Origin of the sequence: Flavobacterium psychrotolerans (assembly GCF_003097635.1) — a bacterium.
Taxonomy (GTDB): Bacteria; Bacteroidota; Bacteroidia; order Flavobacteriales; family Flavobacteriaceae; genus Flavobacterium; species Flavobacterium psychrotolerans.
Genome location: NZ_QCZI01000001.1, coordinates 23,825 through 38,070, shown reverse-complemented (window position 1 = coordinate 38,070; position 14,246 = coordinate 23,825). Strand labels below are relative to the sequence as shown.

The following is a 14,246-nucleotide window of genomic DNA, read 5'->3' as shown; positions in this document are numbered from 1 at the left end:
TTATTTTTTAAGCAGTGCCTTCGTCCATTTTCTTCATGGTAGCGTCACGAATAAAGCATTGTATTACTTTATGATCATCTACAGAATATACATTACTGACGAATTCAACATTAATTTCTTTTCCGTCGACTGTTTCAAGGGGCAGGTTTTTATACCTTACAAATTCTTTTTGCTGGAGTTCTAAAAATTTGTCCTTATTGGCAACTACATCTTTAAAGAAACCAATCTCCCAAATTGCTTTTTCAACGAATTGTTCCTTTGAATACCCCAGCAAGTTAATCAAAAACGGATTCACATCCATAATCATTCCCGAATCGGCATTAAGGATAAGAATGCCTTCTTTTGCCGCTTCAAACAGGCGATGGTAGTGGATTTCCGATTCCTGAAGTATTTTTTCTTTTGTTTCTAGGGTTTCATTTGTATTTTTTAGTTCTAATTCCAATTTTTTATATAAAGTAATATTAAAAAAAGTGATTACCAGTCCTTCAATGCGGTCATCAATCGTGCGGTAGGGCATGATTCTTACATTATACCATCTTCCGTCAGATGTAGGGATTGGTGTTTCAATAAAGGCTAGTGTTTTCAATACTTGCCTGGCATGACTTTCTATTTTAGGGTATTGTAAATCGGATACCAAATCGGTAAAAGGTCTTCCAATATCAGAACTACGCAATTTAAATATTTTGGAAACATGATCCGTAAATCTTCTGATATTTAATTCTTTGTCTAGGAAAAGGACAGCAATCTCGGTACTATTAAGTAGGTTTTCCATGTCATTGTTAGCCCGTTCAAAATCTCTTATCCTGTTTTGCAATTCTATATTTATGGATTGCATCTCTTCGTTCATGGATTGCATTTCTTCCTTAGAGGTAGTAAGTTCCTCATTGGTCGATTTTAGCTCTTCCTGTGAGGTTTGCATCTGTTCCCGAGTGCTTAGCAGGTCTTCATAACTTCGTTGGAGTTCAATTTCTAATCCATATTGTCCTCCCTGTCTACTTTGATTTTCTGTTTTCGGATTCAGGGCACCTTTTTCGGTTACTTCCGGAACCTCTTTAAAAACTAATAAAATCATGTTCTTAACCAATTCGGGGCTTTCCAGACGCTGAACGGTTACATCCAAAAACTTACTACCTCCATTAGTACCTATTTTAACGTTATGCAGGATTACTGGATCATTGTTCTGTTTCGTTTTTTGGATAGCAGCTGGCAGTTTGTTGCGCAAATCTTCACGAGCCATGGCATAAATATTCCAGTTGGCTTCCCCCGCAGCCGGTTCAAGGTATTCCCCAGTGCGGCCGGTAATGTAAATGATTTCTCCTTTTTCGTTCACCAATATGCTGGCGGGAGTAAAGCGTTGAAGCAAAATTTGATTAGCTATTGTTTGTATGTTTTCAATGCTTTTTTGTGTAGTTTCAGTTTCCGCTTCAGTTATTCCCCTTTTAGGACTTATAAAGGAACTCGGAAAATCAATGAGTTGTTTTTTTAGATGCGAATTACCACTTCCGTTGTGTTTGTAAAATTTTAGTTTGGGATCAAGTATCTCAAAACCTTCATTGCTGTTGCCTAGTGTTTCTGCGGTGCCTAGCAGCATGATTCCTCCGGGATTAATACTGTAATTAAACAATGATATTATTTTTCTCTGCAATTCAGGTTCCATATAAATCAGCATGTTCCGGCACGTGAGAATGTCGAGTCTGGTAAAAGGGGGATCCTTAACCACGTTTTGGGTAGCAAACACCACCATTTCGCGTATGTCGGTATTGATGCGGTAGTTTGATCCATCAACAGAAAAAAACTGGTTGATGCGCTCTGGTGATACATCGGCAATAATGTTAGAGGGGAAAACACCTTTTCGGGCATTTTCAATAGCTTCACTGTCAATGTCGGTGGCAAAAATTTGCAGCGTAAGGTTTCTGATTTTTTTTTGTTTCGCAAGCACCTCTTTAAAAATAATAGCAATAGAATAAGCTTCTTCCCCGGTAGAGCATCCAGGAACCCAAGCCCGTAGTGCATATCCGTTGGGCAATTCATCTAATAATTCTGGAAATATTTTTTCCTTTAGCAGCTCCCAAACGGGTGGATCCCTAAAAAAGCTGGTGACCCCAATCAATAATTCTTTGAAAAGAATTTCCACTTCTTCAGGGTTTTCCTTGCAAAAGCGGACATAGTTTTCAATCTTATCAATCTGATGTACAAGCTTGCGCCTTTCAATGCGCCGAAACATGGTGGGCTTTTTATATAAAGAGAAGTCTTGACCGGTTTGTTGGCGTAGCAAAATGATTATTTTATCAATATTGCTGATGCTTTTGAAATCAATATCTTGATAGGATTGACTCACAGGAATGTGCTTAAGGAGGGCTATCAGTCTAGCGGGCAATTCTTCAACGGGTGCCACAATATCAGGAACTATGGACTGAACAGCACTGCGGGGCATGCCGTCAAATTTTGCTGTGGAAGGTTCTTGAACTAATACAATACCATTTTTTTCTTTAATGGTTTTTATTCCTAAGCTGCCATCGGATCCCATTCCCGAAAGGATAACGCCAATGCTTTTTTCCTGCCTGTCTTCAGCTAGGGAGCGGAGGAAAATATCAACAGGTAAACGCAGTCCCCGTGTTTCAATAGGCTCAAACAAATGCAGTGCACCATTAACCAAGGTCATACTTTTGTTGGGTGGAATTACATAAATGTAATTTGGTTTCACTTTTAGATTGTCACTGGCTTCCATCACTTTCATTGTAGTCGCTCTTTGCAACAACTCGGGTAAAAGACCCGCATGAGTAGGGTCAAGATGTTGTACAACGACAAATGCCATACCATTATTTTTAGGCATGTTTTTAAAAAAAAGTTCAAATGTTTCCAGTCCACCAGCTGATGCGCCAATGCCTACAATGGGGAAATTATTGTTCTCTTTTTCAGGAACCTCATTACTTGGGGGTATTTTTGAAACCATATTTTTTTTGAGGCCAGTTAGATCGTCATCGCTTGTTTTCATTTCGAAATTATAATTTTCTAAAGCTATAGATTTATTGAATGGGACTAGTGATTTTGTATTTGAAATACAAAAATGAACATAAAGGTACTATTATTTCAATTGTTCCCAGATATTTTTATTAACATTTTTTATCTATGAGACCTATTTTTAGAAATTATATTTTGTTAAATTACTTAAAAAAAAGATTTTTCATTTTGTCACCCAACTGAACACTCATTACTGTAAACTCAAAATGACCAACCTATTTTTGCGTCATCATTCAGATAAAAACAATTATGAAGAAAATAAATTTAGTGCTACTCTTTGGAACTCTTTCCATTTCTGCTTTAGGATTCGGTCAAGATACTCTGACAATTTTAAAAATGGACATTTGACAAAAGACTTCCGATAAAAACTTGCAAATCAAACTTGCCAATCAGAATTTCAAATCGGCACAAGCAGATTACAGACAGTCCCATGCATTATTCTTACCCAGTATTTTCGCTTCTCATACAGCATTCTCTACCACAAATCCATTGATGTCTTTTTGGTTCTAGATTGAATCAGGAAATTTTAACAGCCGCAGATTTTAATCCGGCTTTGTTGAATAATCCGGCTAAAACGCAAAACTTCGCTACCAAAATTGAGGTATTATAACCTTTGATTAATGTGGATGGATTGTACGGATGACAGGCTGCTAAATCCAAAATGGCTGCCTTTCAATTGCAAACGGAACGCACCACGGAATATTTGGAATTTGAAGTCAATAAATCCTTTATGCAATTGGCGTATAAAGCGGTAAAAGTAATGGAAAAAGTAAATGCTACGGCTGATGCCAATTTAAAACTGGTAGAAAACTATTTCAAGCAAGGTATTCTGTAAAAAATCGATTTATTGTAGGAGCAGGTTCGTTAATACTTAACTTTCTGTGAAAATTCTAAGTTAGTATGTACACTGATTAATACCTCAAAAAAGTATCACCCGATTTAATACCCAAAGCGAGTTCCTCTAGATTGGTGCTTTCCAACATAAAAGCCAACTCGTTTCTAATTGATTTGAATTTTTCGTGGACGGGACATGGATGTTCTTCGGAGCAGTTATGTAACCCCAATCCACAACCAGTAAAAACGGTGTCACCATCCAATGCGGTTACAATTTGGGAAAGGGTAATTTGGTTTATATTTTTTTTGGGGATTTCAAAACCGCCACCAACGCCTTTTATGGAGTTGATAATATTATTTCGGGCTAATATTTGTAAAATTTTAGCAGTAAAAGCTTCTGGAGAATCAATTTTTTTGGCGATATCTTTTAATCCAACCCGATTATTTTGAAAGGATTCCGAGGCAATAAAGATGGTAGCACGAATCCCGTATTCACACGTTTTAGAAAACATATTGTTTTTTTTACAAATTTAAAGAAATAAGATGTACTGTCTCATACATTTTTTACAGATTTAGCGCTTCAGAAATTTTATATTTTTCTAGATGTAGGCTAGTCACAATCATCAAAAGACCAATTGGCAAACTGATGCTGGTCACAAAAAGATTTTGGTAATACATTTTAAACACACCAAGATTCAAAAACAAATAGGCTCCTTGTACAAAAAGCAACAATTCAGTTGCAATAAATCCCAATAGGAATAGTTTAATTCCCCAGTTTACAAGATTTTTTTTTCCTTTTATAAAGTTATTTTGTATAGCAAACCCAAACAAAAAACCCGTGATAATACCCAACATGGTTAAATGGATGTAGCCAATTACAAAATTCCGAATTTGATGTGAAATCTGGGCGAATTCGGGTACTAAAACCACCAATTGGATTCCGATTTTTAAAAATAAGGAAGTTAACGCAAAACCGTAAACCAGTTTTTCAATAGGCTGTAACGTATTAAAAAATCCTTGATAATGTGGTCGAATCATTTTAATAAAAATTAAAAAAGCCAGCAATTGAAGTGTTACGCCAATGCTGTTAATCCAATAAAAAATAGGATTGGCAAGGTACCAACTTATCGGTAAAGCCAAAGTTAAAACCGTAGCTACAATTAATAATCTATAAAACAATCTGAACTGGAACTCGTTAATATTCGCTTGAAATTGATGAAAAAACAGTGCTAAAACCGCAAACAAAAACCATCCGTTAAATTGGAAATGCAAAAAGAACTGAATTGCAATTTGATAAAAAGGGCTTGCTTTTCCGAGTAGTCCAACTGCTGGGCCCAAACACCAAACGCCAAGCGTGGAAAAAACCATGAAAAACAGCGCAGTTTTTAAGAGTTGCTTTTCGGGGAGTGTGGTTGGTTGTGCATCTTTCCAGATTAAAAGACAAAAATAGTAACTGCAAAAAATGTGTAGGGTGGAAAAAGTGATTGAAAATAATGCATATCCCTGAATGGGAAAATGAACCATCATTCCGATAACAGCGAATTGGGTAATCCAAAATAATCGATTATAAATAGGTTTTTGCTGCGCCTCTTTCGGAACAAAGAAGTGAACAATTAAACCATATAACATCAAATACACCCATCCCAACATAGCAGTGTGCGAATGACCGTGCATTAAAAATTGGAAGTTGACCCATTCAATGGGTGTAACATACATCAAACGAAGCAATAAGCCCATCAATGAAGCGATGAAGAAATTTATAAAACACGCCAATAACCAACTTTTCCTCATAATTATCCTCTATAATGTACTTGAATATTTTCTGTTGAAAGATTTTTGCCGTCCAATTCTCGGAATGAATAGCCCAGTTTTTCTATTGTTGTAACGCCATTCACAAAGTATTGAAGATAATAATCTCCAATATAATTATTGTTTTCCAAATAGTCAATCATCAACCTTATTTCCTTTTCACAAATTAAATCAGAATGAACCGTTGTTCGCACTTCAAATGGAACTTGGCTTTCGAGCAGTAAATGTAAGGATTTCTGAAAAGGTTGAAAAAGTTCCGAGACCGTAATTTTTTCAAAATGAGAGGGTAGTGCTTTAAAATCTAAAGCGACGTAATCAATCAGATATTGGTCAATCAGCTCTTGTAAAATTTTTGGTTTGGAACCGTTAGTATCAATTTTGACTAAGAATCCCATTTTTTTAACCGAAGCAATCAGTTCCTGAATATTTTTATGGAGCAAGCATTCGCCACCACTAAAGACGACAGCATCCAATAAGTTTTTTCGGGTGAGAAGAAAAGCAAGCACTTTTTCGAAAGAAATAGTTCCTTTCCCTAATACAATTTCGGGATTATAACAATACAAACACCGCATATTACAGCCTGCAAACCAAAGAATGCAAGCTGATTTATGGGGGTAATCCAATAAGGTGAAGGGTGTTAAACTGTAAATAGGTTTAGCAGCACTTTCCTTCGGTAAAATGAGTTCGTTGTTTGTGTTCACCTTTTTTGCCAATATTAAAGCTTTCTACGGGTCTGTGATAGCCCATAACGCGAGTGTAAACCAAACATTTGGTTCTTAAATGCATGTTTTTTTCTAAAATCGGATTAGTTGTTGGTTTCATATATTTCGTTTTTATGTTTTTCTAGTAGTGCTTCGTCACATTTTGGACAATATTCGTGTTCTCCGTTTAGATAACCATGAACGGGGCATACGCTAAATACTGGTGTAACGGTAATGTAAGGCAATTTGAAATTGGAGATTACTTTTTTGACAAACTGTTTGCAGGCTTCGGGTGAACTGATTTTTTCGCTCATGTATAAGTGTAAAACGGTTCCGCCGGTATACTTACATTGCAATTCGTCTTGTAAATACAAGGCTTCAAAAGGATCTTCGGTATGATCCACCGGAATTTGGGAACTGTTGGTATAATAAATGTTTTCGTCTTGTCCCGCCTGAATAATATTTGGAAAACGTTTTTTGTCTTCTTTGGCAAAACGGTACGTAGTACCTTCAGCAGGAGTGGCTTCGAGATTGTACAAATTTCCGGTTGCTTCCTGGAATTCTTTCATTCGGTTGCGAATATGATCCAGAATTTCGGAGGCAAATTCGATTCCAGAATTAGAGGTAATTACATCTTTATTTTCGGTAAAATTCACAATCATCTCGTTCATTCCGTTTACACCAATAGTAGAAAAGTGGTTTCTAAAATGTTGCAAATAGCGTTTGGTGTAGGGATATAAACCTCGGTCATACATTTCTTGAATAAACACGCGTTTTTTCTCTAAAGTCGATTTAGATATGTATAATAGTTTGTCTAATTGCGCGAATAATTCGGCTTTATTTCCTTTAAATAAATACCCCAAACGTGCCATGTTAATGGTAACTACGCCAATGCTTCCCGTCATTTCGGCACTGCCAAAAAGTCCGTTTCCACGTTTTAATAATTCCCGTAAATCCAATTGTAAACGGCAGCACATACTACGCACCGCATTGGGTTTATAGGCATTAGGATTTTCTTCTTTATTGCCGTTTTCATCTAATACATATTGGCTTCCAATGAAATTTTGGAAATAGGATGAACCAATTTTTGCGGTATTTTCGAAAAGCAAGTCGGTATTCTCTCCGTCCCAGTCAAATTCTTCGGTGATATTCACCGTTGGAATCGGGAAAGTGAACGGTTGTCCATTTGCATCGCCTTCGGTCATTACCGTATAATAAGCTTTGTTGATGAGGTTCATTTCCTTTTGGAAATGTTCGTAACGCAAATCGGTAAGTTTAGTAACACCGCGTTCTTGGGCTCTTACTAAAAGGTCGTATTGAAAATTATTTTCAAAAAAATGCAAGTCGTTTTTGGTTGGAATCTGTGTTTTTAAATCTTCCGGAACTACCCAGTCTAATGTAATATTTGTGAAAGGAGATTGTCCCCAGCGCGCGGGAACATTTAGATTATACACAAAACTCCGAACGGCTTTCAACACATCATCAAAAGACAAATCGTCCTTGAAAACGTAAGGAGCCAAATACGTGTCGAACGAACTGAAGGCTTGCGCACCAGCCCATTCGCTTTGCAAAATCCCCAAGAAATTTGCCATTTGTCCCAAGGCTTCCCTAAAATGAGATGGTGCTTTACTTTCTACACGACCACGAATGCCGTTGAAACCTTCGTTAAGCAACACGCGCAAACTCCAGCCGGCACAATATCCGGTCAAACAATCTAAATCGTGAATGTGAATATCGCCATTGCGGTGTGCATAGCCTTCTTCTTTGGTATAGACTTTATCCAGCCAATAATTAGCAATGATTTTGCCAGCTACATTGTTGACTAAACCAGCATTAGAGTAGGAGGTATTTGCATTGGCATTGATGCGCCAATCCGTTTGTTCAATGTACTCTTCAATGGTTTGGGTGCTATCAACATAGGTAGTATCTTCATTTAATCCATGAATATGTTCTCGTTGTAATTTGCGTGTATGTCGAAACAACATAAAGGAACGCATGACCTCAAAATACTGTTTCTCAAAAAGATTTTTCTCGATTAAATCTTGAATTTCCTCGACCGCCCATGTTTCTTTGGTTTGTAAGTCGCTAATGGTATTATTAAAAATGGTTTCATCAATTGCCATGGAAACACTCTGGAAGCTTTTTTCAATGGCGTCTTTTATTTTAAAAGGTTCAAAAGGTTTATATTCGCCGTTTCTTTTGATAACATATTTTTCCATAGCATTTGATGAGTTAAGGTTAAGTTTCTTTGTTTTTATTTTTGAGCTAAAAATTCTTTTTCTAAAACTGCCGCTTGTGGAAACAAAATGTTGTTTTCCAAATGGATGTGTTTGTGCAAATCCTGCTCAAATTCTTCCAACATGGAAAAAGTGACGCGATAGGTATTACAGGCATCCGCCGGTGGCGTATAATTATTGGTTAACAAAGCAATTTTACGGAAACGTTCCCCTTCATTATCATGTTCTTCCATCATCATAGCAATAGGATTTTGGACAGTTCCAAAATGAGGCGGAGCAATCAGTTCATCAGTAAGGGTTGCCGCCACCATTTTTTTTATGAATGGAAACAAAATCAGTTCTTCTTTTTTCATATGCTGAGCTAGCTCACCAGCGCAACCTATAAATAGTTCGTTGATTTCGAATAGTTCTGGATGATGGACACCGTGCACATTACACAATTTGTCTAAAAACGGAAGAATTGCTTTTGTTTTTTCTTCCACATAACGGTGATGTTTTTTTTCAATGTAATCGGCCAATAAATCTAAAGGCCAAGATTTAAAATCGATGTTGTTCTCGTTTTTGGTCGTTAAAATAGTATTTAACTGTTTTATCAACTGGGAGGTATCTATGTCTTTTTTATCGCAGGCTTCAGCAATTGTTCTATTGCCTTTGCAGCAAAAATCGATGCCGTATTTTGAAAAAAGAGCTGCTGTTCTGAAATCTTTTGCTACATATTCTCCGATTGTGATTCTCTCTAAAACTTCCATAGGATCTGTTTTTAATTAAAAATTTATTTTACAAAAATAATCATTATTTTTAATAAAAGATAAATTTATCCGAAATTAAATATTTAAATTTAAACTATTTGTTGAATATTGATATTCAGGTATATGTGTTTTTTAGAAGTCTTTTTTTATAGTTTATAATTTTACAAATAAAAATATATCCAAAAGATGATTTTTATCATGTTTTACCTTTTTATATAATCTTTAATTTGCAGAACATAAATAAAAGACAATTTTATCTTTTATTAAAATAGAGTAATATTATTAACTAAAAAAATTAACATTTATGCTTTCAAAATCACAAGCAAGAGCATTTTTTTTGGGAGGAACTTTGGTCACCTTTTTAATCTTTATCGGATTGACCATTTATTCGTTCATGCCCCGAAATGATCAAACCAATTACAGCACGATTGACAAAAATGTGGTAAGGGGAAAAGAAATTTGGGAACGCAACAATTGTATGGGTTGCCATACTATTTTAGGAGAAGGAGGTTATTATGCTCCGGAATTGACAAAAGTAATTGACCGTCGGGGAGAAGGTTATGTTAAAGCGGTTTTAATGTCTCCCATCCCATGGAGTCCAAACGGACGAAAAATGGTTGCCTATAACATGAGTGACGCCGATGCAAATGCGGTTGTTGCCTACTTTAAATGGATTGGCAAAATTGACTTAAACGGGTTTGACCGAGTGGTTTCTCCTTTATCTAAAGCAAATAATTAAAAAACTATATTATGAAATCGCCATATACAACAGGTTTGCGGATGCAAAACACCTATTAATACTATAGCGATAACAAATTTGACTACTAATAAATAAATTTTACAAATATGAAATATAAATCACAAAAAGTTGCCTATTGGTTTTTTGCCTTGTGCATGCTTTTGTTCTCCTTGCAAATCATTTATGGCTTCATCATGGGATTTGACCGAATAGGAATACAAGGATTACATGAAATTATCCCTTTTAATGTGGCACGAGCGGTTCATACCAATTTACTGGTAGTTTGGTTGTTAACCGGTTTTATGGGTGCTGCTTATTATATTATTCCTGAAGAAGCCCAACGCGAGTTAATTAGCGTAAAATGGGCATATGTTCAACTAATTTCATTGGCAATTGTTGGTGTAGTTGCCATTATAGGTTTTCACTTTAACCATTGGGAAGGTAGAAAATTTCTTGAAATCCCAAGAGAATTAGATTATCTTGTTGTAGTAAACGTGTTGCTTTTTCTAGGTTTAATTTTGGGAACACTTTTCAAAGGAAAACGTCAAACCACTACAGCTTTAGTATTATCCATGGGATTGCTTTTCGCCGCTTTACTTTACATTCCCGGAATGATTTGGTTTGATAGTCAGGTGATGGATTCATTCTTTCGTTGGTGGGTAGTTCACTTGTGGGTTGAAGGGGTTTGGGAATTAATTATGGGAGGTATTCTTTCATTCTTATTAATCAAATTAACTGGAGTGGATAGAGAAGTTATTGAAAAATGGCTGTACGTAATTGTTGGATTAACTTTCCTTTCGGGAGTTTTAGGGACAGGACATCATTATTATTATATAGGTGTAAATAAAATTTGGTTAATCGTAGGTGGAATTTTCTCTGCTTTAGAACCATTAGCGTTCCTAGCCATGGCATTATTTGCTGTGAATATGTACCGAAAAGGGGAGAAAAGTCATCCGAACAAGATTGCCTTATTCTGGACCATTGGTTCGTCTATTGTTTCTTTTGTTGGTGCCGGATTACTTGGTTTTGCACACACTTTGCCACAAACTAACTTATACACACATGGTACTTTAGTAACTGCTATGCATGGTCACTATGCGTTTTGGGGAGCTTATGCAATGATAGTTTTAGCGATGATTAGTTATGCATTACCCAATTTAACAGGACGTAAACGGTATGAAAGTACAACAGGAATGATGGCTTTTTGGTTGTCTAACATCGGAATGTTGGGAATGACTGTCGCTTTCGGCGTTGCCGGGGTAGTTCAAGTTTATTTAGAACGAAAAATGAAAATGGAATTTATGGTGGTACAAAATGAAATCAGCATTCACTTTGTCGTATTGTTGATATGTGCTACTATGTTTACTGTTGGAATCAGCTTATTTATTTTTGATTTCGTTAAATATGGCAGACCTACAGATGAAGCTTTAGAAATTGAATAATTATAATAATTGAACATATTTATTGCTGGAACACTTTAACGATAATTTTTTAGAATTTCCCCCAAAAAAGTAAAGGTTAAAGTGTTCTGGCTTTTTTAATAAAAAAAAATGATGTTACAAGAAATACCTTATTACCATGCCGTAGGCAAAGAAAAAGAAGTCTTTGAACATGCTTATAAAAATAAAATCCCTTTTTTGTTAAAAGGCCCGACTGGGACAGGAAAATCCCGTTTTGTGGAATATATGGCCCATCAATTAGATAAAAAAATCATCACTATTAGCTGTCATGAAGAAACTTCTTCTACAGATTTGATTGGCCGATTTATAATTAAAGGAGCCGAGACCATTTGGATCGACGGACCATTGACCACTGCCGTAAAAGAAGGAGCAATTATTTATCTGGATGAAGTTGCCGAAGCCCGACCTGATGTAATTGTGGCCATTCATTCCCTGACTGATCACCGGCGCGAATTGTTTATAGATAAACTAGGAGAGACCGTAAAAGCACATAACGATTTTATGTTAGTTGCGTCGTTTAATCCCGGCTATCAAAGAGGGTTTAAAGAACTTAAACCATCTACTCGTCAACGTTTTATTGCAGTTTCATTCGAATATCCAGAAGCTAAAATTGAAACAGAAATTTTGGTTAATGAAACTCAAATTGACCATGACACGGCCAAAAAATTAGTCGCCATTGGGAACAAAATTAGAAACTTGACAGAATTAGGATTGACTGAAACGGTTTCTACGCGATTGTTGGTAGATGCCGCAAAAATCATTCACAGTGGATTACCGAAAAGATTAGCTGTTCATGTAGCTGTGGTGGAACCTTTAACGGATGATTTGCAAACGGTAGAAGCACTAAAAGATTTGTGTAATTTGATGATATAATGTAGGAACAACTCGAGATTTGTCCCTACATACAAATAATAAAAAATGGGTTTCGAAATAGATGAATATTTAGTCGGGAAATTCTTTAAACACTTAAAAAAAAGTAAAAAAGTAAATCCTGAGATCCTTGCCAGAACGGTTACGCTCAGCGAAATAAAACCGAGACTGACTATTTTGGCTCGTGCTTTGACTGGAAAACCAATCGAAATTTTCCCTGCCGAACGAGAGGGAGGGTATAAAAATAATAATTTTTTCCTGCCTATTTCGTTTGCTGAATTTTCAACTGTCGAGGAAAATAGCAATTTTTACCTTTTCAGAATTTTATATCTCAGCCTGCAACAGCGTTTGGATTTGAATTGGAAATCCTCCGAAAAAGAACAATCATTGGCACTTTCGCAACAAAAAGCATTGGAAACCTCCGAAGAAATTCTAGATGTGTTATTTGAAGAATTTACAGTTGCCGAAGAAATCTATGACAAGGTAAAACGGCATTTTGAACAAAAATCGAATGCGAAAGAAGTCCCCGATTTTTCCTGGATATACGGAAAATGGATGCGGAATGAAACGGAACAAAAAACGGATTCGGTTCTAGAAAATTTCTCAGAGAAAACTAAAAAAGCCAATGAAAACCAAGCTTTAACCACGCTAAAAGCGAAAGCAGTAGAAGAAGTAATCACGATTGAAGTCGATAAAAAACAACAGGAAGATTATGTTTTGTTGCACAATTTCGAGAAGGTAGAAACTGCTGAAGAGTTCAATGGAACTTGGCGAGATTTTGATGGTTCCGACGAACTACATGATCATCAGGAAGCTTTGGAAGAGTTGAATATGAAATTTACAGTTCGTGTTGATGACACAGCGCATTCTGTTTATCAGGCAGATTTTATAGAGAACACTTCTATCTCCGAAAGTGCGGAGGTTGATGCCAAAGGTTTTCATTTGACCTATAACGAATGGGATTACAGCAAACGCACTTACAAAGAGAATTTCTGCAAAGTATATCCCAAATCACAACAAAAAACGGATCCCAATTATTACAAAAACACCATTACAAAAAACGCTTCGACACTTATGGGCTTGCGCAAAATGTTGACTAACGTGAACAACAAAATGCACCAGCAAAAACGCCAAACTCAAGGTGATGAATTTGATATCGATGCTATTACCGACTTGTATGTTGACGTGCATTCGCAAAGAACACCATCAGATAAAATATACATTTCTAACCGGAAAAAAGACAAGGATTTATCCATTTTAATCCTTTTGGACATAAGTCTTTCCAGTGACGGTTATGCAGCAGGAAACAGGGTAATTGATGTAGAGAAAGAGGTTTCCATTCTTTTTGGGGAAATCTTGAACGAATTCAATATTGATTTTTCAATTGACAGTTTTTATTCGAAGACGCGCAACTTTTCGACCTATTTGACGGTGAAGGATTTTGACGAAAATTGGAATACCGCCAAGCAGAAAATTGGAGCGATTGAACCGAATGGCTATACTCGAATTGGAGCAGCTTTGCGCCATGCCGGTGCCCGATTGGATAAGAGAAATACCAAAAACAAATGGGTGATTGTGATTTCTGACGGCAAGCCCAACGATTACGATAAATACGAAGGCAAATACGGAATTAACGACGTGAAGCAAGCGCTTCGGGAACTCAACGGAAGAAATATTAATTCGTATGCCTTGGCCATTGAAGCAGAAGCAAAATACTATTTGCCACAAATGTTCGGGCAAAACCACTATCAAATTTTAACGACTCCGGTAGAATTGTTGCAGTCGTTAGTGAAATTGTATGAGAAAATTAAACATCAAAAATAAAT

The 14,246-nt window shown here is 36.3% G+C and carries 12 protein-coding genes; 5 read left to right on the top strand and 7 right to left on the bottom strand.

All coding sequences use genetic code 11. The features are described 5' to 3' along the window. Nucleotides 1-7: 7 nt before the first annotated feature. Nucleotides 8-2,995, bottom strand: a complete 2,988-nt coding sequence (locus DB895_RS00160) for a chemotaxis protein CheB (protein WP_116723323.1) — start codon at nt 2,993-2,995, stop codon at nt 8-10. Nucleotides 2,996-3,682: 687 nt separating this feature from the next. Here DB895_RS00160 and DB895_RS14415 point away from each other — a divergent pair. Further along, on the top strand, nt 3,683-3,856 hold the full coding sequence (locus tag DB895_RS14415; RefSeq protein ID WP_243694602.1) for a hypothetical protein: 174 nt from the start codon (nt 3,683-3,685) through the stop codon (nt 3,854-3,856). Between the two features lie 76 nt (nt 3,857-3,932). Here the strand turns inward: DB895_RS14415 and DB895_RS00150 are convergent, their stop codons facing one another. From DB895_RS00150 to ric, 6 genes are read right to left on the bottom strand one after another with little or no spacing between them, the layout of a single operon-like run. Continuing rightward, nucleotides 3,933-4,367, bottom strand: coding sequence for an RrF2 family transcriptional regulator (locus DB895_RS00150; RefSeq protein ID WP_116723322.1), 435 nt, complete (start codon nt 4,365-4,367; stop codon nt 3,933-3,935). Nucleotides 4,368-4,419: 52 nt separating this feature from the next. Beyond that, complete coding sequence (locus DB895_RS00145) at nt 4,420-5,646, bottom strand: hypothetical protein (RefSeq protein WP_116723321.1); 1,227 nt, start codon at nt 5,644-5,646, stop codon at nt 4,420-4,422. Between the two features lie 2 nt (nt 5,647-5,648). Then, nucleotides 5,649-6,365, bottom strand: a complete 717-nt coding sequence (locus DB895_RS00140; protein ID WP_116723320.1) for an anaerobic ribonucleoside-triphosphate reductase activating protein — start codon at nt 6,363-6,365, stop codon at nt 5,649-5,651. Continuing rightward, nucleotides 6,319-6,486 carry an anaerobic ribonucleoside-triphosphate reductase gene (gene nrdD, locus DB895_RS14495; RefSeq protein WP_116723319.1) on the bottom strand — a complete coding sequence of 56 codons (168 nt, stop codon included), beginning with the start codon at nt 6,484-6,486 and terminating at the stop codon, nt 6,319-6,321. The genes DB895_RS00140 and nrdD overlap by 47 nt, the downstream gene beginning before the upstream one ends. Then, complete coding sequence (locus tag DB895_RS00130) at nt 6,470-8,584, bottom strand: ribonucleoside triphosphate reductase (protein ID WP_116723318.1); 2,115 nt, start codon at nt 8,582-8,584, stop codon at nt 6,470-6,472. Before DB895_RS00130 ends, nrdD begins: the two co-directional genes overlap by 17 nt. Before the next feature lie 35 nt (nt 8,585-8,619). Beyond that, nucleotides 8,620-9,351, bottom strand: coding sequence for an iron-sulfur cluster repair di-iron protein (ric, locus tag DB895_RS00125; RefSeq protein WP_116723317.1), 732 nt, complete (start codon nt 9,349-9,351; stop codon nt 8,620-8,622). Nucleotides 9,352-9,655: 304 nt separating this feature from the next. Between ric and DB895_RS00120 the strand changes: the two genes are divergently transcribed. The 4 genes from DB895_RS00120 to DB895_RS00105 all read left to right on the top strand — a co-directional run bounded on the left by DB895_RS00120 (nt 9,656) and on the right by DB895_RS00105 (nt 14,244). Further along, a complete protein-coding gene (locus DB895_RS00120; RefSeq protein WP_116723316.1) occupies nt 9,656-10,090 on the top strand; it encodes a c-type cytochrome in 435 nt (144 codons plus the stop codon). 107 nt (nt 10,091-10,197) lie between these two features. Then, complete coding sequence (locus tag DB895_RS00115) at nt 10,198-11,532, top strand: cbb3-type cytochrome c oxidase subunit I (protein WP_116723315.1); 1,335 nt, start codon at nt 10,198-10,200, stop codon at nt 11,530-11,532. Between the two features lie 108 nt (nt 11,533-11,640). Beyond that, nucleotides 11,641-12,423, top strand: coding sequence for a CbbQ/NirQ/NorQ/GpvN family protein (locus tag DB895_RS00110; RefSeq protein ID WP_243694601.1), 783 nt, complete (start codon nt 11,641-11,643; stop codon nt 12,421-12,423). Nucleotides 12,424-12,468: 45 nt separating this feature from the next. Then, on the top strand, nt 12,469-14,244 hold the full coding sequence (locus DB895_RS00105) for a nitric oxide reductase activation protein NorD (RefSeq protein WP_116723313.1): 1,776 nt from the start codon (nt 12,469-12,471) through the stop codon (nt 14,242-14,244). Nucleotides 14,245-14,246 lie beyond the last annotated feature (2 nt).